Origin of the sequence: Sorangium sp. So ce131, assembly GCF_051519095.1 — a bacterium.
Lineage (GTDB): Bacteria > Myxococcota_A > Polyangia > Polyangiales > Polyangiaceae > Sorangium.
The window spans coordinates 5,904,541-5,925,501 of record NZ_CP150455.1; the positions used below are offsets into that span (position 1 = coordinate 5,904,541).

Annotated in this window: 16 protein-coding genes; 5 read left to right on the top strand and 11 right to left on the bottom strand. The window is 74.4% G+C overall.

Annotated features, from left to right (window positions below; genetic code table 11):
• Positions 1-69: 69 nt before the first annotated feature.
• Together WMF43_RS21375 and WMF43_RS21380 are read right to left on the bottom strand one after the other, a co-directional pair.
• Positions 70-1,335: a hypothetical protein gene (locus WMF43_RS21375; RefSeq protein WP_437682832.1), complete on the bottom strand. Its 1,266-nt coding sequence runs from the start codon at positions 1,333-1,335 to the stop codon at positions 70-72.
• Between the two features lie 189 nt (positions 1,336-1,524).
• Complete coding sequence (locus tag WMF43_RS21380; protein WP_437682834.1) at positions 1,525-2,901, bottom strand: hypothetical protein; 1,377 nt, start codon at positions 2,899-2,901, stop codon at positions 1,525-1,527.
• A 297-nt stretch (positions 2,902-3,198) separates the two neighbouring features.
• Here WMF43_RS21380 and WMF43_RS21385 point away from each other — a divergent pair, with 297 nt between their 5' ends.
• Entirely contained in the window at positions 3,199-5,148 is a 1,950-nt protein-coding gene (locus WMF43_RS21385) for a L,D-transpeptidase family protein (protein ID WP_437682836.1), read from the top strand.
• A 228-nt stretch (positions 5,149-5,376) separates the two neighbouring features.
• On the top strand, positions 5,377-6,402 hold the full coding sequence (locus WMF43_RS21390) for a tetratricopeptide repeat protein (RefSeq protein ID WP_437682838.1): 1,026 nt from the start codon (positions 5,377-5,379) through the stop codon (positions 6,400-6,402).
• 42 nt (positions 6,403-6,444) lie between these two features.
• Here WMF43_RS21390 and WMF43_RS21395 read toward each other — a convergent pair whose 3' ends face one another.
• The 8 genes from WMF43_RS21395 to WMF43_RS21430 form a co-directional block, all read right to left on the bottom strand.
• Complete coding sequence (locus tag WMF43_RS21395) at positions 6,445-6,924, bottom strand: ATP-binding protein (RefSeq protein ID WP_437682839.1); 480 nt, start codon at positions 6,922-6,924, stop codon at positions 6,445-6,447.
• Positions 6,921-7,505, bottom strand: coding sequence for a SpoIIE family protein phosphatase (locus tag WMF43_RS21400; RefSeq protein ID WP_437682841.1), 585 nt, complete (start codon positions 7,503-7,505; stop codon positions 6,921-6,923). The genes WMF43_RS21395 and WMF43_RS21400 overlap by 4 nt, the downstream gene beginning before the upstream one ends.
• On the bottom strand, positions 7,502-8,287 hold the full coding sequence (locus WMF43_RS21405; RefSeq protein ID WP_437682843.1) for an anti-sigma regulatory factor: 786 nt from the start codon (positions 8,285-8,287) through the stop codon (positions 7,502-7,504). Before WMF43_RS21405 ends, WMF43_RS21400 begins: the two co-directional genes overlap by 4 nt.
• Positions 8,268-8,687 (bottom strand): STAS domain-containing protein, encoded by a 420-nt coding sequence (locus WMF43_RS21410; protein ID WP_437682844.1) that lies wholly within the window; start codon positions 8,685-8,687, stop codon positions 8,268-8,270. The genes WMF43_RS21405 and WMF43_RS21410 overlap by 20 nt, the downstream gene beginning before the upstream one ends.
• Positions 8,687-10,036, bottom strand: coding sequence for an STAS domain-containing protein (locus tag WMF43_RS21415; RefSeq protein ID WP_437682846.1), 1,350 nt, complete (start codon positions 10,034-10,036; stop codon positions 8,687-8,689). The genes WMF43_RS21410 and WMF43_RS21415 overlap by 1 nt, the downstream gene beginning before the upstream one ends.
• Before the next feature lie 658 nt (positions 10,037-10,694).
• The gene (locus WMF43_RS21420; RefSeq protein ID WP_437682848.1) at positions 10,695-11,384 is read right to left on the bottom strand and encodes a hypothetical protein; all 690 of its coding nucleotides are present in this window, start codon (positions 11,382-11,384) and stop codon (positions 10,695-10,697) included.
• A gap of 234 nt (positions 11,385-11,618) precedes the next feature.
• Positions 11,619-14,117 carry a DEAD/DEAH box helicase gene (locus WMF43_RS21425; protein ID WP_437682850.1) on the bottom strand — a complete coding sequence of 833 codons (2,499 nt, stop codon included), beginning with the start codon at positions 14,115-14,117 and terminating at the stop codon, positions 11,619-11,621.
• Positions 14,118-14,156: 39 nt separating this feature from the next.
• Positions 14,157-14,687: a hypothetical protein gene (locus WMF43_RS21430; protein WP_437682852.1), complete on the bottom strand. Its 531-nt coding sequence runs from the start codon at positions 14,685-14,687 to the stop codon at positions 14,157-14,159.
• A 221-nt stretch (positions 14,688-14,908) separates the two neighbouring features.
• Here WMF43_RS21430 and WMF43_RS21435 point away from each other — a divergent pair, with 221 nt between their 5' ends.
• Entirely contained in the window at positions 14,909-16,411 is a 1,503-nt protein-coding gene (locus WMF43_RS21435) for a hypothetical protein (protein WP_437682854.1), read from the top strand.
• Between the two features lie 18 nt (positions 16,412-16,429).
• Here the strand turns inward: WMF43_RS21435 and WMF43_RS21440 are convergent, their stop codons facing one another.
• Positions 16,430-17,476 carry a hypothetical protein gene (locus WMF43_RS21440; protein ID WP_437682855.1) on the bottom strand — a complete coding sequence of 349 codons (1,047 nt, stop codon included), beginning with the start codon at positions 17,474-17,476 and terminating at the stop codon, positions 16,430-16,432.
• A 181-nt stretch (positions 17,477-17,657) separates the two neighbouring features.
• Here WMF43_RS21440 and WMF43_RS21445 point away from each other — a divergent pair, with 181 nt between their 5' ends.
• Positions 17,658-19,217, top strand: a complete 1,560-nt coding sequence (locus WMF43_RS21445; protein WP_437682857.1) for a TolC family protein — start codon at positions 17,658-17,660, stop codon at positions 19,215-19,217.
• An 89-nt stretch (positions 19,218-19,306) separates the two neighbouring features.
• Complete coding sequence (locus WMF43_RS21450) at positions 19,307-20,929, top strand: 3,4-dehydroadipyl-CoA semialdehyde dehydrogenase (RefSeq protein WP_437682859.1); 1,623 nt, start codon at positions 19,307-19,309, stop codon at positions 20,927-20,929.
• The last annotated feature ends 32 nt before the right edge of the window (positions 20,930-20,961 follow it).

Below are 20,961 nucleotides of genomic sequence, written 5' to 3' on the forward strand. Positions count from 1 at the left end.
CATCACCTCGCCCGATCGGCCTAACGGAGGCGGCGGCCTCGGGCCAAGTTTCGGGCGCGCGGCAGCGCGTCAGGGGCGAGGAAGCCGGGCGAGCGCCAGGTCGGCGGCGTCGCGCTCGATCCCCCCGAGCGCGAGGGCCGGGCCCTTGCGGGGGACCAGGACCACGCGGCAGCGGCCGCGGGACGCCGTGCCCAGGTGGGAGAGGCCGAAGTCGAGCGCGGCGCCGAAGGCGAAGACGAGCGCGCCCATGCCGAGCAGCTCCGGGGAACCAGCCCGCGCGCCGTCGACGAGCAGCGACACGCCCACGTACGTGCCCAGCCCGAGCGCGACGAGGCCGGCGTAGAGGCCGAGCCGCGGGTAACGCACCTCGCGCGTCGCCCGGAGCAGCGACTCGACCGGGATGTACGTCTCCCGCTCGCGCAACACCCGGCCGAACAGCTCGGTCCGGCTCCGGACCGTCACGCCGCGCGGGCCCACATCGAGCGCCGCCGGACGGCGGTACCGCAGGAGGAAACGGCCGGCCAGCCGGCCGAGGTGGAGCACGAAGAGGATCCCGGTCGCGGCCAGCAGCACGAGCTGCACCGGACCGCGCGGCGGCGGCGTGAGCTCGCCCGAGAGCCGCGCCGAGGCGCGGTCCGGCTCGCCGGACGCCCAGACGTCGCCGCCGGCCGCTCCCCTGCCCTCCGCCAGCGCCGCGTCCGGCGCGTGGCTCGGCCGCCGGCCGGGCGAGAGCGCGTCCCGCAGCAGCGAGCGCACGATCGGATCGCGCACCTCTTCCACCAGCGCCACAGCCTCGGCGCGCGCGGCCGGCGAGGGGCTCGCCCGCAGCGCGGCCGCGGCGAGGATCGCGCCCGCCCGGCCGAGCTGCGGCAAGGCGCCCTGGTCGGCCCGCCGCACCAGCGCGGCGACCGCCCGCCAGAGGCCGTCGGCGCGCTCGCCCAGCGCGGCGTCCAGCGCGGTCAGCGCGTCGACCGACGTGTACGTCGCCAGCCAGACGAGCGCCTCGGCCACCCGCCCCTCCGCCTCCACCCCTTCGGGCGGCGACAGCGCCACCCCGCGCGCGAGCAGCGTGGCGAGCAGCACCCGGGTCGCGCTCCCCGCGCCCTCGCTGGTGCCGCGCTCTAGCGCGCGGATCGCGTTCCCGTACCGGGTCTCCGCGTCGGCCACCGACAGACCCGCCCGGTCGACGAGCTCCGCGAGGCCGCTCTCGAGGGTGCTCCGCCGCTCGTCCGCGGCCGCGAACGCCGCCGTATGCACGACCCGCGCGAGGTCGTCGCCATGAGGGTGTCCGGCAAGCTCATCGAGCACGGCGTGCGGAGAGTGTTCGGGCGTCATCGGCGCGGGCTGGTCGGATTAACTGAACGCCGCCCCTTTGGCTAGTGTTCCTCGCGGCCCAGTGCGCGCCCGCCCCCTCCGCCGCCCCGCCGGGCGCGCTCGGCCCGCGGCCGCGCCCCCGCCACGCCGCGCGGCCGTGGGACGGGGCTGCGGCCCGCCGCCGCCGCGCGCGCGGCCGCGCCCGCCGCGTTACTTCTTCCGCGCTCCGGCCTGATCCTTCAGCGCCTGCTCCACGAAGCCCATGATCAGCCGGAGCTGCCGGTTCGTGACGTGGAGCTTCGCCCAGATGTCCTTCCCCTCGGCGTTGAACGTGACCTCATCCACCACATCAAGTTTTGTGATGCCCAGGTTGAGGGTGCGCAGAGCGTTCAAGGTCTTCGTGAGCTCTCGCGCGTGAACCTGCGCTTCTTCAGGGGATGCGTCGCCCGCCAGGATCGCCAGGTCGGCGCCGCCGTCCTTGGTCGGCGTCACCGTGAGCTTCAGCCACGCCAGGCTGCGCGGGACCGCGTAGACCCCGCGGAAGGCGTTCGCCGGCGTGACCATCGAGATCACGATGCCCACCGCCGACGATTTGTTGAAGGATTTCATGGCCTTCAGCTTGGATAGTTGATCCTCTTCCTCAGCTGGCAGGACCACGAGCAGCCGCTTCTCCGGGACCATCGCGAAGATGCGCTCGCTGCGCTCGGCGGTGGCCCGGGCGGCGGGGACGGGGGCGTCCTCGATCCAGGCGCCGTTCGATCGGTTCACGATGACGTCGATCGCGGCGCGCATCACCTCCTCGGACGCGCGGTAGTCCATCACCGCGACGACCTTGCTGGAGTCGCGGAGCTGCGGGCCGGCGATGAGGAGGTGGTCGATGTCCCGGATCGGGTCGATGGACGTGTCCTGGAAGAAGGACTGCCACTGCGGGATCGTCGTCAGGATCCGGCCGAACCACTCGCCGAGCTCGTGGGTGCGCAGCCGGTCGCCGGCGATGAGCACCTGCACGTTCGGGTCCTTCGACGCGAACTTGCCCGGGGCGCCCGCGACGCTCACCGGGTCGCGCAGCTTCGGCCGGTCGCTCTCCGCGATCGGACCGGCGTCGCCCGGGCCGCCGTCGCCGGACGCGTCCGGGCCCGCGTCGGACGGGGGGCGGCGCCCCGCGTCCGGCGCGCCCGCGTCGGGGGCCTCGGGCGCGGCGCTCGCCGACGCCGCGGGAGGGGGCGCCGTGGGCGCTGGCGCGGCGGGCGCCGGCGCGCCCGCCGCCGAGGCTGGATCGGCGCCGGTCGCGGAGGGCGCCGTGTCGACGGCGCTGGGGTCGTCGGCGAGCAGATCGAGATCGATCGGGACGATCGTCTCGCCGGCGTCGTAGTCGGCCAGCTCGCCCTGGAGCGCGAACATCGCCTCGAGCCATGCGAACAGCGGCGTCGGCAGCAGGGGCAGGTGCAGGAGCAGCGCGACGGCCAGCGCGGTCACGAGCGCGCGCCGCGACGCGGCGCGGAGCAGGGGGAGGAAGCCGGCGCCGCGGCCTGCACGCCGGAGCGCCGTCGTGTTGTTCGAGCCACGCACCGGGGTCGGTTCCGCCACGGCGGTACCGTAGCAGCAGACGTCCGAACGGCATCCGGGCCGCGCGCGCCCGCGGCGCCGGCCGCAACGGGCGCGGGCAGCGTCGGCGCGGCGCGCGTGGCACGGCCCTCGCTCCAGGCGATACCGGCTGCTCCAGCGCCCGCTCTCGCGAACCCCTCCGGGAGCGCGCACCGCAGAGAAGTGGATCGACACGTGAGTGACCAGGTACTAAGACCGCCGAGCCGACCCGACCCGACGGGCGGGTCACGAGACCGCGAGGATCGGCAAGACCGGTCTTCGCTTAACGCTGTGGATGCGATGAACCGCTCTCAGGCTCCCCGCCCGCACGGGCAGAAGGACCTCGCTCGATCGCAACGAACGCAGACGAGCGGCAATGTCCGCACCGGCGACGCGCGGAAGCCGCACCCGGCGCCGGACGCCGGGCGCCCCGGGGGCGGCGCCACGCGCGCGTCGCTCGTCTCCAGCGCGCTCGGGTTCGTCGCCGCGGCCGCCTTCGCCGGGGCCGCGGCGTGGGCCAGCGGCTGCCAGGGCGAGGCCCCGCCCGGCCCCTCCACCGAAGGTCACCCGCCCGAGCGGACGACGTCCCTGCCCCGCCCTGCGCCGACGACGTCGGCGCGCGCGACCGCGCCCGTCGAGGCCCCGCGGTCCGCCCCGACCTCCTCGGCCGAGCCGGAGCCGCCCCTGCCTGACAAGCCGTACACGGGGCCGCTGCTCGGCTCCATCGTGCCGCAGGCGGCCGTCTACCCGACGACGGAGTTCTCGAAGGAGCGGCTCGGGTACATCCGGCTCGGCGGCAAGGTGCCGGTGGATCCGAAGCCGATCAAGGCCGGGAGCTGCGCCAAGGGCTGGTACCGCCTCCTCGACGGCGGCTACGTCTGCGGGAGGTCGGCCACCACGGACATGTCGAACCCGCAGGTCCGGCTCGGCATCACGGCGCCGAAGCTCGACGACGTCCTGCCGTACAAGTACGCGTTCAACACGACGCACGGCACGCCGCTCTACCGCTCCGTCCCGTCGAAGGACGAGATGGCGCGCTACGAGCCGTACCTCGAGTCCTCGAAGCGCAAGAAGAAGGAAGAGGAGAAGAAGCGCGCCGAGGAGCTCTACGAGGAGACCGAGAAGGAGGTCGCGGCCGCGGCCGCCGCGCGCGGCGCGGGCGGCGGCGAGGCGGGCGCGAGCCCCGCGCCGGTCGACGGGCAGGCGCCGGCGCCCGCGATGACCGCGGTGGTCGGGGACGCCGCCGCGGCCGGGGACAAGGCGGCGGCCGTCGCCGCGGCGGCGTCGCTCGGGATCCTCACCCCGGCGCCCGCCGAGGAGGAGCCCGAGAAGCCCTGGTGGGAGAACGTCGACGAGAAGGGCCGCCCGCTCAACGTCACGCTCGCCGACCTCGACAAGGACGCCGACGGGACCGTCGCCAAGCGGATGGTGAAGGGCTTCTTCGTCGCGGTCGACAAGACCTTCGGCTGGAACGGCCGCAGCTGGTACAAGACGACCGCGGGGCTCGTCGCGCCGAGCGACCGCATGTACATCATCAAGCCGCCGACCTCGCAGGGCATCGACTTCCCCGAGGGCGCGAAATCGGTCGGCTTCATCCTCGCGAAGTCGGCGAGCAAGTACCAGTTCGACGCCGAGATGAAGTCCGTCTCCGTCGCCGGCTCGCTCGAGCGCTTCGCCGCGTTCGGCCTCACGGGCGAGAGCCATAACCACAAGGCGACCGTCTACCGGAAGACCACCGAGGGCTGGTGGATGAAGGGCGCCGACGGGACCTATACGGACATCGGCGCCCCGCCGCCGGACCTCGCGCCGGGCGAGAAGTGGATCGACGTGAACCTGTCGCGCAAGACGATCGTCGCCATCGAAGGCGACAAGCCCGTCTACGCGGCGCTCATCTCGCCCGGGCGGCGCTCGAAGGACAAGAAGAAGGACCACCCGACGCACACCGGGGTGTTCCGCATCCGCGAGAAGCACATCGCGACGACGATGGACGGCGACGGGACGGTCGCGGGCGACCTGCCGTACAGCATCGAGGACGTGCCGTACGTCGCGTACTACGACGGGTCGTACGCGCTCCACGGCGCCTTCTGGCACTCGAACTTCGGCCGCGAGATGAGCCACGGCTGCGTGAACCTCTCGCCGCTCGACGCGAAGAAGCTCTTCTTCTGGAGCGAGCCCAGGCTGCCCCGCGGCTGGCACGGCGTGTGGGCCACGAGCGAGAACCGCGGCACGCTGGTGTCGATCCACGAGTAAGCCGCCCCCTGCCCTGCCGCCGGGCGCGATCCTGCGCGGCGGCGCAGCCCCGACGCCGCCAGGGCGCGCGGCGACGCGACGCGCGGGAGGTCGCCCCACATCCTGCCCGCCAGCCTCACGTGGGCGGTCGAAATTCCGGGGTGGTCGTCCCTGGATCAGCTTGAACGGTCGCTTTGAAAGCGCTCCCTCTTGACTCGGGGGCCCCCTTCGCACACTTGTGGAGCCGCCATGGACCAGTTCTCGGCGCACCTCGACCGCGGGTGGGATCTTGTCCAGCGTGGGGACACGCGCGGAGCGGAGGCGTCGGCCCGGCGGGCGCTGGAGCTCGACCCGAACTCGCCGGAGGCTCACAACCTGCTCGGCTTCGTCGCCGCCCTCGAGGGCGAGGGCGAGGAGGCGATCGAGGCCTACCGCCAGGCGATCGCCCTCGACGACACGTACCTGGAGGCGATGCTCAACGCCGCGGAGGTGTACATCCACCCGCTCGGCGACTTCGACCAGGCGATCGAGATGTGCGACCAGGCGCTCGATCTGGCCGAGGTCGACGAGGAGATCATCGACGCGCTCCTCCTCAAGTTCGACGCGCTGCTCGGCAAGGGCGATCTCGACGAGGCCGCGCAGGTCGCCGCCAAGATCCCCGAGGGCCCGTACGACAACCCGAACCACACCTTCCTCGTGGGGCGCGCCTTCTACGAGATCGGCCAGGCCGACAAGGCCGCCTCGCTCATCGAGGAGGCGGCGCTCAAGGATCCGCGGCACGCGGAGGCGCACTACTACCTCGGGCTGATCCGGGACGAGCGCGGCGACGTGCGCGGCGCGACCCAGGCCTTCCTGCGCTCGCGCGACCTCGACGTCGAGCTCGGCATGCCGCCGTGGGCGCCGAGCCGGGACGGCTTCATGGCGCTGGCCCAGAAGACGATCGCCGCGCTCAACCCCGTGCTGCGGCGCTACGTCGAGGGCGCGGAGCTCTACATCTCCGACGTGCCGGGCATGGAGCTCGTGGCCGAAGGCGTCGATCCCCGCGCGCTGGTCCTCCTCGACGGCCTCAACGCCGACGAGCGCGAGCGAGGCCTTCGCGGCAGCGCCGAGATCCACCCGTGCGCGCGGGTCTTCGTCTACGCGCTGAACGTCGCGCGCCTCGCGGGGAGCATCGAGGCGCTCGATCGCGAGATCAACCTCGCGCTCGAGCGCGAGATCACCGCGACGTTCCTGGAAGCCGAGCAGAACGAGCGGACCGAGAAAGAGCTGAACTGAAGGCGCCGGCGGGAGCGCGCGCGCGCCTGGAGCGCGCCGGCGCTACTTCCACTTGACCGCGATCACCTCGGTGCTGACGCCGGGCGACGAGCGGATGATCACGGAGCTCATCAGCCGGTGCACGGCGCCGAGCCCGACGCCGAGCCCCTGACCGGGCATCCTGGGCACGAGGCGCGCGCTGGACGACGAGGACGGGCTGCGGTCGCTCTTCGGGCCGGCCTCGTCCACCTGGAGCAGCCGCGGATCCAGGCCCGGGCCGGAGTCGCGCACGATCACCTCGACGCCCCACCGGCCGCTCCCCGTGGGCGCCTCCTCCCGGATCGCGCGGATGCTGATCGTCCCGCCGCCGCCGTGGCGCACGGCGTTCGACACGAGCTCGGCGATCGCGATCGCGATCTCGTGCTGCGCGCGATCCGAGAGCCCCGCCCACCGCGCGATCTGCGCGCCTTCGGCCGCGCACGCGAAGCGATCCTCCTCGCGCGTGACCGGGATGTTGAAGGCGGGCGGGGTCCTCTGGGTCACGCGATGGACCTGTCGCGCATCAGGGCGACCACACACGTCGCGTCGTCGAACGACTTCTTGTGGACCTCGACGATCCGTCGCGCCATCTCCTGCGGATCGAGATCACGGAACGCCGTGAGATCGAAGCCGCTGGCGATGCCGTCGGAGTGCAGCACGACGACGTCGCCCGGCGTCATCGGGAAGCGGAAGCTCCGGAGCCGCCGCACGCGGCGCCCGAGGATCCCGGCGGAGCAGAAGATCGGCATCGCCGTTCGCGACATCGCCTTCATCGCGATGTTGCCGACGCCCGAGAACTCGAGCTCGCCCGCGCTCTCGTCGATGCGCAGGAGCGCCGCGGCCGCCCCGCGCGTCGACGAGAGCTGCTCTCCCGCCGCGGTCAGGAGATCCTCGAGCGGCATCGACGCGTGCTCCTCCACGTAGCGGCAGAAGGCCGAGGCCGCCTCCGCCGCATGGGGGCCGTGCCCGAGCCCGTCCGCGAGGCCGATCAGGACCCAGGGGGACTGCCGCACCACCACCACCTCGTCCCCGGCCACCTCCTCGCCAGACGCGACGCAGCAGGCCGAACCGATCGCGACCGTCATCCGAGATATTTCCTGACCGTCACGGTCGTGCCCGCGCCGGGCGCCGTCTTGACATCAAACGCATCCATCAGGGCCTTCGTTCCGCGGAGGCCCGCGCCCATGCCGTGGCGCGAGCGGTACTTGCCGCTCAGGATCTCCGGGAGGTTCGAGATCCCAGGCCCGTTGTCCTGCGCGATGATCTCGATCGCCCGCATCGGCGAGGTGAGCGACCGGACGACGATCTGCCCGCTCCCCGCGTACCGGACGATGTTGCGCCCGAGCTCGGAGATCGCGGTGACGATCTTCGTCTGCAGGACGTCGCTGACGAGGTGCTCGATGCAGAGCTCGCGGCCCGCAGACCGCGCGCGCAGCACGTCCTCCTCGTTGCGCACGTCGATGGTGATCTCGCGCGGCGCCGGGGCGGCATGATCGAGCTCGCCGAGCTCGGAGATGCACCGGTCGAGCTGCGCCTGGTCGCGGACGAACAGCTTCACCCCGCGCTTGACCTCGACGAGCAAGCGCCTGAGATCGCCCTCGCGCGCGTAGAGCGGATCGACCTTCGCCTGGCGGATGCCGCAGTCGATCACGCTCTTCCTCACCGCGGGCGAGAGGAACTGCGCCAGCACCGTCTCGATCTGGTCGGTGATCGACCGACCGACGATCTGCGGTGACGATGGCACAGGTCCACGCGCCGACTGCGGAGAGGCCGGCATGCGCGTCGACACCGGTCCTCCGGACCGGCTCGACGGCGGCCCCGTGGCGCCGCCGCTGGAGGGCGGTCCGTCACGAGGAGGGATCTTCATGCGACACCTCGTTCGTGAGCTCCGGCGGCACCATGTCGTCCTCGGCGGACGGCGCGAGCATCTCGACGGCGCGCTCCAGGTTGAGCGCGGTGACGACGCCCGGGATCTCGAGATCCATCTCCACGAGCGCGATCGCGACCGCCGGGCGCAGGCCGCACACCGCCGTCCGGACGCCCATCAGCCGGGCCGTGAGCGCGATGTCGCGGATGGCGCGGGTGAGATAGCTGTCGAGAATCTCGACGCCGGACAGGTCGACGATGAGGCCGCGAGGCGATCGCGATTCGATCGACCCGGTCACGTCGTCGCGCAGCTGCTCGACCTGGCCGTCGGTGAGCCCGCCCTGCACCGAGACGATTAAGTTCCCGAAGAGGCCCACGATGGGGACCCTACCCGCTTGCATCAAGTGGACGTCTCCTTCCTCGCGCTGAGCTGCAGCTGTGTCTTGGTGGTGGGGCCGCTGCCCGACGGACCCTGCGCGGCCCCTGGACCGCCTGGAGTGAACGGCTGTGCCGCCGCGCCGTCCTCGCCCTTGGCCGCGCCGCGGCGGCCGCCCATGAGGGACGCGAGCGACGGCTTCTGCCCTGCGAGCGCGAGGCTCTCGCGCAGCGCGTGCTTGAGGTTGCGGGCGGCGCGCACCGAGCCGAGATCGATGCCGAGCTCCACCATCGTCTGCGCCACCGCGGGCCGGACCCCGGTGATGCGGCAGCGCGCGCCGAGCAGCTCGACCGCCTTGATCAGCTTCAAGAAATGGTCGGCCGTGCGCGTGTCGATGACCTCGACGCCCGTCACGTCGATGATGACGTAGCGCGACTGGCGACGGACGATCTCGTCGAGCAGTCGCTCCATGATCTGCGCGCTCCGCCGCGAGTCGACGACCCCGATGATCGGCAGCGCGAGGACGTCGTCCCAGAGCTCGAGGATGGGCGTGGAGATCTCGTCGATGGCGTAACGGAGCCGCTCGACGAGCTCGCTCTTGGCGCTCTCGCTCTCGACGAGATCGCGGTTCTTCGCCTCGAGATCCTCGATGAGCCGCTTCTTCTCGGTGGCGTCGCGGAAGACCGCGACCGCGCCGGAGATCGATCCGTCCTTGCCCCGCATCGGGCTGGCGCTCACCGTCAGGAAGAGCCCCGGCGCCTGGCCAGGCTCGCCGCGGTGATCGGCGATCAGCGACGGGAGCCGGACCGAGCGCGGCTCGCCGTCGTCTCCCAGCGGGCCGGACGCGGGCGCGAGCGTCGGCATGGCCGAGCCGGCCGCGCCGTGGGCCCGGCGGGCGCCGCGCCCGTCCTGCTCGACGGGCTTCCTGGCGAAGAGCTCCACCTGGTCGACCGTCTCGCCGCGCAGCGCGCGCGAGAGCGGGTGCTCGGAGGCGGGCCAGGGCGTCGCCTGGTCAGGGAAGAACAGCGTGGCCTCCCCCGGCCCGGGGGCCTCGCCCGACACGAGATCGAGCTGCGCGCGGCCAAGCATGCGCTCCGCGGCGGGGTTGCGCATCAGGAGCTCGCCGCGGTCGTCCACGACGGCGACGCCGTCCGCCATGCTGTCCAGCACCAGCTTGAAGATGCCCGCCTGCCGGCGCAGCTCCTCCTCGGCGCGCGCGAGCTGATCGGCGCGCTCGCGCGCCTCGCGCTCCGCGCGCTCGAGCGCCGCGGCTTGCTCCCCGGCCGCGCGCTCGTGCTGTTCGTTCTGCTGCTCGAGCGTCGCGACGCGCTCCGTGAGCCTCGCGATCTCTCGACGCAGAGCTTCTTCGCTCATCGCGAGATCTCCATCCTAAGCCCGCCGTCGCCCTGCAGAGCCCCGAGCAGCGCGCCTCTCCGGGGAGCGACGCGGCGAGCCGCCGCGCTGACTCCTCCGCGCCGCGCGCCGGACAGGGCGTCAGCGGTGCGCGCCGCGCACATCGCCCGCCTCTCCGTCCTTTGCACGCTCGTGACGCTCATGGGTTCTCCGCGCTGGGTGCCGTGTCCCGGAGGGCATCCGTGTCCAGCACCAGTCGAGAAACACAGCTTATCGCTAACCGGACAACCTATCGTCAAGCTTCGCGTCGGCCGCGCGTGTCGCTTGTGGCGACGACATCCGTAGTCGCCCAGCCGAGGTAGCCCGTGTCCGCACACCCTCCCCGTGCGTTGCGTCACGATTGACGGTACCGGCCGATCGTGCCGCAGCGCAGCGCCGTTGAGCTCGGCCGATGCACGCCTCGATCGTGGAGGTGCGAGCGTGCAGGCTGAACGCGCGCGGAATCGCGCGCTGGGGCTGGGAATCACGCGCTGGGGCTGAACGCGCGCGGAATCACGCGCTGGGGCTGAGCGGCGCGCTGGAGCCTCCGCGTGAGCGTGGGGCCCTTGCGCGCGTCGCGGAGGACCTGTGCGCGGCCAGGGACCAGCGCGAGACCAGCGCGGGGCGTCGGGCCAACTGCTCAGTCGCCGGCGCTCTGGCGCTCGCGCGCGCGCCGGCGCTTCGTCTTGCGCTTCGAGTCGGCCGGCCGCTCGGGATCGGGCCCTCTCTCGTCGGTCATGGGCGCGCCGGCGTCGAGCCAGCGCCAGAGCGCCATCTGGTCGGCCGTCGCGCCGTGGCGGATGGCGCGCTTCAAGATCTTCTTGGCGAGCACGAGCTTGCCGCACCGGGCGAGCGCGTGGGCGTAGCTCGCGGCGATGTCGGCCTCGCCCGTCTGCGCCTCCGTGGCCTGCGCCAGGAGCGGCAGGGCGTCCTGCGGGCGGTTCAGGGCGACGTCGTACAGGTGGCCGAGGTTATGCGCGTACCACGGGTTCTCCGGCACGATCGCGAGGGCGCGCTCGTAGGCGCGCGCGGCGTAGCGGTAGTTGCCGAGCAGCGACTGCGCGAGGCCGAGCACGGCCCACGCGCCGTCGTCCTCGACGTGGAACTGCAGCACGCGGCGCGCGAAGAGCGCGGCGCGCCACGGGTCGTGCTCGACGCCGATCTCCGCGAGGTGGCGGTGCGCGTAGAGCCACGGCTCGCTCCCGGGCGCCGTCGCGCGGGCCAGGCGCGCGAGCAGCGGCAGAACCCTGTCCGCATCGAGCTTGTCGGCAAGCGCTCGATCGATGTCCCGTCGAAGCCGATCGATATCCTCCGCTCCACTGCGCGCCATCTCTTCCGTGATACGACCAGTGGGCGAGCTTGGCCAGCGCGATGCGAGCGGAGGCGGCGCCGCATGGAGGCCGGCTGGACGCCAGCTTGACATCGTTCGACATCGTCGCACGCGAGCGCCCACCGGCCTACGCCGGCGGGCGGCGTCTGACGCGCGCGGAACGTCCGCGCGGAGCCCGCTCCGCCGCGGCCCCGAGGCCTCGATCGGCCACGGCGCCGCGGCGGCGCGCGGCGCTCAGGCGTCCTCGGCCACCTCTTCGGCGCTTGACGTGCGCTCCCGAGCCTGCTCCGCGCGCGCCTCCTTGCCCGCGACGGTCGCGCCGTTCAGCGCCGCCACGACCCGCGCGAGATCGGCGCGGGGGACGCTGACGAACGCGTTGCGCTCCCGCACGCGGATGCGCCGGATGTCGCCCTTGGCCATGCCGGCCCGCTCGACGAGCACGCGCTGGAAGTCCGCCGCGCGCGCGCCGTCGCGCCGCCCGAGGTTGATGAAGACCTCGACGAAGTCGCCGTCGGGCTCGTCGCGCGGGGGCTCGGCGCGGGGCGCGTCGCCGGGCTCGACGCCCTCGGCGCGCACCGCGGGCTCGCCGGGGCTCGACGGCGCGGCGCCGCTCGCGCGCTCGCGCTCCACGCCGCTCGCCGGACCGCTGCCCACGCCGCCGCGCGACACCGGCGACCCGGGCGCCGGCGACGGCGGCTCGCCGAGGATCGGCTCGTCGTCGCCCTCCTCCTCCGGCGGCTGCCACATCGTGAAGTCGGCGTGGCGCGCGAACGGCGGGCTCGCCGCGGCGCCCTGGGGCTTGCCCGCCGCGCCGGCGGCGGCAGGGCCGCGGCGCGCCGACAGGAGCGTCGCGGCGCCGGGCCGATCGCGCAGGCGCTCCGCGGGGCCTCGCAGCACGGCCTCGCCCCGCGGCGGCTCGATGCGCATCAGCGGCTCGGGCCGCGTGAGCGGCTCGACCGAGACGGGCGCCTCGTCGCGCGGCCTCGACGCCTCGACGGGGCGGCGCAGCTCGCCGCGCGGCTCCTCCGCGGGCGCGCCCTCGCGGGGCCCGCGCCGCGGGTCGTCCCGCCGGAGGCGCAGCGATCGTCGGTCGCGATCGCGGCCGCGCTCGGCCTCGCGCGCCACCTCGCGCTCGCTGCTGCGCTCCGTCTCGGGCGAGCGGGGGTCGACGGAGTCGGCCGCGCGCGGGATCACGTCCCGCGGCGCCGCCGCGCGCTCCGGCCGCGCGCCCCCCGCGCGGGCGCCCTCGCCGCGCGCCGCGGGCTCGGGCCGCGTCGCGGCGGGGGCCGCGCCCTCGCGCGCCGCGGGGGCCGCGCCCTCGCGCGCCGCCGGGCGCTGCGGCTGCTGCGCGCGCCGCGCGGCGCTCGCCTCCTCCTGGGCCGTCGGGCGCGCGCCGAGGTGATCGCGCAGGAGGCCCGCCACGATCGCCTCGGCCTGATCGTGCGTGAGCAGCCGGCGCGCGAGCGAGAGGTCGTCCGGGTGCGTGCCCTTCGGCAGGAACGCCTCGGCGAGCATCGCGACGAGGTCGGCCTCCGCGCGCGTCTTCAGCTCCCCCTCCGTGGGGAGCTGCTTCTCGAGCGGCCGGATCTTGTACGTGAGCCGGAGGATGTAGAGCGGGCCCACGTCCTGCGGGGTGATCAGCGCGATCGCGGTGCCGGTGCGGCCCGCGCGGCCGGTGCGGCCGGTGCGGTGCACGTACGCCTCGGCGTCCTGCGGGAAGTCGTAGTTGATGACGTGCGTGAGGTGCGAGATGTCGATCCCGCGGGCGGCCACGTCGGTCGCGACGAGGAAGCGCAGGCGCCCCTCGCGCGTCGCGCTCATCACCTTCTCGCGATCGGACTGCGGCAGGTCGCCGTTCAGCCAGTCGGCGTCGAAGCCCTGGCGCTTCAGCGCCGCGGCGACCGTCTCCGTCTCGTCCTTGGTGTTGCAGAAGACGACCGCGCTCTCGGGGTTCTCGACCTCGATGATGCGGACCAGCGACGCCAGCTTGTCGCCCGTGATGAGGTAGACGTAGTGCTGGATCTGCAGGGCGCCGACGGCGTCGCCCGAGAGGGTGACGAACTCGGGCGAGCGCAGCTTGCTGCGCGCGATGCGCTCGATGTCGGGCGGGAGCGTCGCCGAGAACAGGAGCGTCTGCCGCTCGGGCGGCAGCTCGGCGAGGATCGCGGTGAGCTCGCGCTCGAAGCCCATCGAGAGCATCTCGTCGCACTCGTCGAGGACGAGCAGGCGGATGTGCTTGGCGACGATCGTCCCGCGGCGCAGGTGATCGAGCACGCGGCCCGGCGTGCCGACGATGACCTGCGCGCCGGCGGCGAGCGCGTCGATCTGCCGCTGCATCGGCGCGCCGCCGTAGACGGCGACGACCTTGATGCCCTTGCGCTTGCCGAGGCGCTCGATCTCCGCGGAGACCTGGAGCGCGAGCTCTCGCGTGGGGCACAGCGCGAGCACCTGCGCGTGCGGGAGCGAGCGCTTGACGGCGTGATCGACGATCGGGATCCCGAAGGCCGCCGTCTTGCCGGTGCCGGTGCGCGCCTGCACCACCGCGTCGCGCCCGCGCGTGACCGGCTCCCAGACCGCGAGCTGCACCGGGGTCGGGTGGACATAGCCGATCTCCGCGAGCGTCTCGCGCAGCTCCGCCGACAGGGGGAGCACGTCGAACGTGGGCGGCGGCTGGAGCTTTTCTCCGGTCTGGGCTTCACCCGCCACTGCGGCAGGGGGAGAAGGAACGGTCATGTCGGTCATATCGTCCTGCGCAATCGCCGCGTCGGGGTATTATCTCGGGGACCCGGGCCCAAGCTGGCCATCGACAATCGCCCGGACCCGGCGCCGGAGCGGAGCCAGATCGCCTGCCTCGCGCCGCGCTGCGTGCTCCTCCGCATAGCGGAGCCGCTCGATGGCGTCGAGAGCGCGCTCGTCCTCTGCAGAGCCCCGGCACGCGGCGGCGACCCCGTCCCGGTAGGTCCACTCCGGATCGAGCTCGCCCCGGAACCGGGCGAGGGCGGCGTCCTCCCCGTCGGTCCCGGGCGCGGCGTCCCGGGCGCGCTCGACGGCCCGGACGAGCGCCAGCAGGCCCTCCTGGCAGCTTCCATAAGGCGAACGAGCGGCCGGCTGGAAGAAGACCTGCTGGATCAGCTGGAGGGTACACGCGATGATGATGAGCGCGCCGAGGCTGTAGTAGGCGATCAGGGCGATGCGCCGGCCGCGGGCGCGGGGGCCTCCGGGGCGCCGCCCGCGGGGCGCTCGCGCTTCGGTGCCTGGCAGGGCCGGGGCAGGAGCGGGGGGCGCGGGGACTTGGGCGGGCATGAACGCGGCGATTCCTCGGGGCGGGCGGCGGGGGGCGCGGGCGCCCGCGCGGCGGCGGGCGGGCCCCTCCTTCGTCGTGATCGCGATCGCGAGCCGGGGAGCCCGGAGCCGGGGCCCGGCCGCGCAGGTGGGGATCCGCTTCCGCGGTCCCTTCCGTGCGGGCCAGTGCTATCACCTCGTCGCGGGCGCGACGAGATGGTGTTGGACGGGAGCAGCGCGAGGTGACCGACGGGGCCGCGGCGCGCTGCGCCCCCGGCGCCGCTCGCCGCCCTGGAGCGGCGCTCGCCGCGCTGGCCTTCGCCGCGCTGGCCCTCGGCCTCGCGCCGGGCGCCTCGGCCCAGCCGCTCCGGGACAACCAGTACGCGATCGACCTCTTCCAGGGGCCCATCCTCGCCCCGCTGCGCGTCACCGGGATCGCCGGCGCGTACGCGGCCTACGCCGAAGGGATCGCGGGCATGGTGGCCAACGCCGCGGCGCCCGCGCTCCGCGAGCCCTTCAGCACGAACTGGCTCGAGGGCGACGTCGCCGCGTCGATCTCGATCCCCATCGAGCTCTTCGAGAACAACGACTTCGACAACAGCGGCGACGTCGACCTCGACTACTCGAACTTCGTGTACGTCACGCTCGGCGGCCAGCTCCAGGCGGGCGACTTCGGCCTCGGGGTCAACGCCGAGCTGCAGCGCTACTCGGTCACGCCCGCCGCCGACGCGGGGGGCCGCGGCGCCAAGACCTCGGTGGTGATCGGCAAGTACCATTTCCTCGGCGGCGTCCGCCTGCTCGGCGACGCGCTCGCGCTGGGCGCCGGCGCCCGGGCGGTGACGCTCAGCGTGGACGCCGACCGGACCAGCCTGACGAAGTCGGGCATCGCCCCGGAGCTCGGGCTGCTCGTCCGCCCGGACTGGGCGTCGTACCGGCTCGGCGCCACGCTGCGGCTGCCGGTGAACGGGGGTCGGCTGCGCGGCGAGGGCATGACCGTGGACGAGGCCGGCGTGAAGCGGGGCGGCGGGCTGATCCTGCCGAACGAGGTCGTCCTGCCGTGGGAGCTCGAGGTCGGGCTCGCCGTGCAGGTCGGCCCACGGCCGCTCAACCCGGCGTGGCTCGACCCGCACGAGCAGGAGCGGGAGCTCCGCGCGCGGATCGCGCGCCGGCGGGCGGCGCGGGAGGAGCGGCGACGGCGGGAGCTCGCCGGGATCGGCGATCCGGGCGAGCGCGCCGCGCGCGCGCGGGCGCTCGCGGCGGAGCGGGCGCGCGAGCTGGCCGCGGACGAGCGCGAGCTGGCCGCGGGGCCGGCCGTGCTCAAGCGGGAGCGGCGCGCCCGGTACTGGAACTGGCCGCGCGAGCACCTGCTCATCACCGCGGAGCTGCTCGTCACGGGGGCCGTCGCGAACGGGGTGAGCATGGCGCGGTTCCTCGCGCAGAACGAGCGGGAGAGCGACGCGGGATCGGCGGTGGGGACCTCGGGGGCGTACGTGAGCTTCTCGCCGCGGTTCGGGATCGAGACGGAGCCCCTCCCGGGCCTCGTGCACACGCGCTTCGGCAGCTACTACGAGCCGAACCGCTTCGGGCGCGTGGGGCGGCAGCACTTCACGTTCGGAGCGGACCTGCGCGTGCTGTCGACGACGCTCTGGGGCGTCATCCCGGAGACCGCGTTCACGCTGCAGGCGTCCATGGACTTCGCCCCGCGCTACGACAGCGTGAGCGCGGGCATCGGCGTGTGGCACTGAGCGCGGGCGCCCGCGGGCTCACGTGGACAGCGCGCGCGGGCGGTGCTCCGCGAGGAGCACGCGGAGCTGCGTCAGGCGGGCGGGGTCGCGCTTGCCGAACTCGTCGAGCGCCGCGGCGACGGCGACCGGCGCGCCGCCGAGGGGCTCGTTCCGGAGCGCCTTGACCGCGAGCGCGATCGTCCGCGGGTGCAGCACCTCCTCGATGCGGAGCCGCACGGGCGGCGGCCGGAAGGCCGCGTCGCGGTAGCCGCCCGGCGGCGCGGGCTCCACGCCGGACGCGAGGCCGTCCGCCTTCGCCTGCAGCGCCGCGAGGATCTCGCGCTCGATCGCGCCGCCCTCCTCGCGATCGCCCACGCGCTCGATCGTGAGGACCGTGCGCGAGGCGCCCCGCCGCGCCCCGCCGAGCCAGTCCCGGCGCCAGCGCACCGCGGTCGCCCTGCTGATGGTCGCCTCGCCGCGCGCGACGAGGCCGCTGAAGGCGGTGAGCATCAGCGCCTCGAACGGCGAGAACGCGTCGCTGCCCTTCTGGCCGGTGAGGTGCGAGAGGTTGGCCGCGACGGTGCGGAGGCCGGCGCCGATCGCGTCGGAGGAGCAGAGGAGCGTCGAGCCCGCGGTCGTGGGCTGGACGTCCGTGAGGCACATGCCCTCGCCGGCGCCGTACCACCCGAACAGCGTGCTCACGGTGCCCCAGCGCGCGCCGTCGGCGGTGCAGTAGGCCCACGTGGTGCCCCACAGCTCGAACAGCGAGCGCACGATCCACCGCGAGAGCCGCGCGCTGAGCGCCAGGATCACCGCGAGCAGCGCCGCCGATCCGAGGGAGCTGTCCGCGGATCCGGCGAGGCCCGCGAGCAGCAGCACGTAGAGCGCCGCGTACGCGAGCAAGAGGCCGCTCGTGATCGCGCTCAGGAACAGCTCGACCCTCGGCGAAGCGCCGCGCTGCTCGGCCCGCCGCCAGACGGCGTGGAGAGGGGGCTCGCCGCAGCGCGCGCAGGGGGCCGCGGCGCCGCCGCGCCGCCTGCCGCCGCAGCTGAGGCAGATGTCGTTCGGGGGCAATCGGCTTGCCATCGGAGTTCACAATACTGGCGGATCTTCGTTCCGTCGCCACGAGTTGGACCGCAGGTCGCGACGAGCTTGGAGCGCCGCGCCCTCGCCCCGCCCACGGCTGCGCACAGGTGCGCAGGCCGGATTGCGCCCAGAGCGGCTTCGGGGCTTGTCGTCGCGCCCCGGACGGCGCATCGAGTCGCACATGTCCCGTCGCTGGCTCCGCATGGTCGCCGTCCGTACTGCCGCTCTCCTCGCCCTGCATCCGGGGATCGCCCTCGCCCAGACAGCCCCCGCGCCGGCGGGGCAGCAGCGTCAGGCGCCGCAGCAGCCTCAGGCGCAGCAGCCTCAGGCACGGCCGGGGCAGCAGCCTCAGGCGCGGCCGGGGCAGCAGCCGCCGGCCGCGGCGGCGGCCTCGGCCGCGCAGCCGGGCGCGGGGACGCCGCTGCCGCTGCGCATCGAGGTGAACGACCCGGCGCTCGCGCCCCCGCCGGCGGCGCCGCGCACGCTCGCGAGCTGGCAGGAGGCGCGCGCGATCATCGACCAGCGCTCGGTCGACCTGCTCATCGCCGTGCAGGAGGTCGCGCGGGCCGAGGGGATCGCGCGGCGGGCGCTCGCCGCGGCGCTGCCGAGCCTGGACGCGCGCGGCGACGTGACGCACCTCATCGCCGGCAGCAGGACCGTCACCTACCCGCCCTCGGCCACGCCGGCCCCGGGGCCCGAGCCGCTGCTCCCGGTGTCCGAGGACGCGCCGACGACCGCGTCCGCGTCGATCACGCTCCGCCAGCCCATCATCGCCCCGCGCGCCTGGTATGGCATCGGCACCGCCAGGCTCTCGGTGGACGTCGCCAAGCTGAGCCTGGAGGACCGCAGGCGCCTCACCATCGGCGCGGTCGCGGACGCCGTGGTCTCGATCGTGACGGCCGAGCGCGTCAGCGAGGTCAACCGGGTGGGCCTGCGCAGCGCGCTCGAGCGGCTCGAGCTCACGCGGCGGCGCGAGCGCCTCGGCACGGGCACGCGGCTCGACGTGGTCCGCGCGGAGCAGGACGTCGCGCTCGCCCGCGCGACGCTCGTGTCGGGCGACGAGTCGCTGCGCCAGACGCGCGAGGCGCTCGGGGCCGTGCTCGGCGAGCGCGGCGAGGTGGGCGTGCCGCAGAGCTTCTCGCTGAACGGGATCGCCGCGGAGATGCAGGCGCAGTGCTCCCAGGCGCGCTCGGACCAGCGCGCCGACGTGCGCGCGGCACGGGCCGAGCTCGAGATCGCGGAGCGCAACCTCACCGACGCGAAGCTCGCGTTCGCGCCCTACGCCGAGCTGTCGAGCACGCTGAACGGCCAGACCTCGATCGGGGACGAGTCCTACGTCCGGACGCGGTCCTGGGGGTGGTCCATCAGCGCCGTGCTCACCGTCCCCATCTGGGACGGCGGGGCGCGCTACGGCGATCTCCGGGTGAACCGGGCCGTGGTCGAGCAGCAGCGGGCCCGGCTCGGCTCGGTGGAGCGCGCGGCCGACCTCGACACCTCCCAGGCGGCGCGCGCGGTGTCCGTCGCCGAGCAGGCGCGCGCGGTCGCCGAGCAGGCGCGCGACCTCGCGCGCGAGACGGCGCGCCTCACGCAGGTCGCGTTCGAGGCCGGCACCGCGACGAGCTTCGACCTCGTCGAGTCCGGCCGCAGGCAGCGGGAGGCCGAGCTCGATCTCGCGGTGCGGGAGTTCGAGGTGGTGAAGGCGAAGATCACCGCGCTGCTCGCGTCCGCCTCGTGCAAGTGAGCCCGCGCGCGGCGGACGAGGAGAAGAGGACGGTCGACGCCTCGCGGGAGGGTTGTGTCGAGCGACCGCCCGAGTAGGCTACGCGCCCCATGGAGCGGCTCGAGAGCTACGTCGCGGGCGCGTGGAGCGCCGGCCGAGGGAAGTCGCATGAGCTCGTCAACCCCGCGACGGAGGAGCCGATCGCGGAGACGAGCACGGAGGGGATCGACCTCGCGGCCGCGGTGGCGTTCGCGCGCGCGGAGGGCGGGCCCGCGCTCCGCGCGCTCACGTTCGAAGGGCGCGGCGCGCTGCTCCGCGCCATGTCGCGCGCCGCGCACGCCCACCGCGACGCGCTCCTCGAGGTCGCGATCACGAACGGCGGCAACACCCGCGGCGACGCCAAGTTCGACGTCGACGGCGCGATCGGCACGCTCGCCTACTACGCCGACCTCGGGGCCCAGCTCGGCGACGCGCGCCTGCTCGTCGACGGCGACGGCGTGCAGCTCGGGCGGTCGCCGCGCTTCTTCGGCCAGCACATCCTCGTCCCGCGCCCGGGCGTCGCCGTGCACATCAACGCGTTCAACTTCCCCGCGTGGGGGCTCGCGGAGAAGGCCGCCTGCGCGATCCTCGCGGGCATGCCGGTCATCACGAAGCCGGCGACGAGCACGGCGCTCGTCGCGTACCGGCTCATGAAGATCTTCACCGAGCACGCCCCGCTGCCCCGCGGCGCCCTCTCGTTCGTCGCCGGTCCGCCGGGGGATCTGCTCGAGCACCTCGGCGGCGACGACGTCCTCGCCTTCACCGGATCGAGCGCGACGGGCGCGGCGCTCCGGCTCCTGCCGGGCCTCGCGAGGGAGAGCGTGCGCATCAACGTGGAGGCCGACAGCCTGAACGGCGCGGTCCTCGGCCCTGACGCCGCGCCCGGCTCCGAGACGTACGCGATGTTCCTCCGCGACGTCGCGCGCGACATGACCCAGAAGGCCGGGCAGAAGTGCACGGCGATCCGGCGCATCTTCGCGCCCGCGGAGGTCGTCGCCGCGGTGCGCGACGACCTGGTCGAGCGCCTGCGCGAGGCGCGGGTCGGCGACCCGGCGCAGGACGGCGTCACGGTCGGTCCGCTCACCACGGCCGATCAGCTCCGCGGCGTGCGCGCGGGCATCGAGCGCCTCGCGGCGGGGGCCGCGGTGGCGATCGGCGGGAGCGGCCCCTTCGAGGCGCTCGGGGCGCGCGACGGCAAGGGGTACTTCGTGCCGCCGACGCTGCTCGTGGCCGAGGGCCCCGACGGCGCGCCCGCCGCGCACGAGCACGAGGTCTTCGGGCCGGTCGCGACGCTGTTCCCCTACGACGGGAGCGCGGCGCGCGCCGCCGAGCTGCTCTGCCGGGGCCGCGGGAGCCTCGTCTGCTCCGTCTACAGCGACGACCGCGCCTTCGCGGCGGAGGTGCTGCTCGGCGTCGCGCCGTACCACGGCCGCGTCCTGCTCGGCAGCGAGAAGATCGCCGATCAGGCGCCCGGCCCCGGCACCGTCCTCCCGCAGACGGTCCACGGGGGCCCGGGCCGCGCGGGCGGCGGCGAGGAGCTCGGCGGGCTGCGCGGGCTCCACCTGTACTCGCAGCGCACCGCGGTGCAGGGGGCGCGGCCGATCCTGGAGGCGATCCTCGGGGCCCGAGGGGGCGCTCGCGCGGACGGCCCGGCGGCCGGCGGCGACGCCGCGGATCGCGGGCGGCGGGGGTAGCTCTGCACGAGGACTCTATGGTGAAGTCTCGC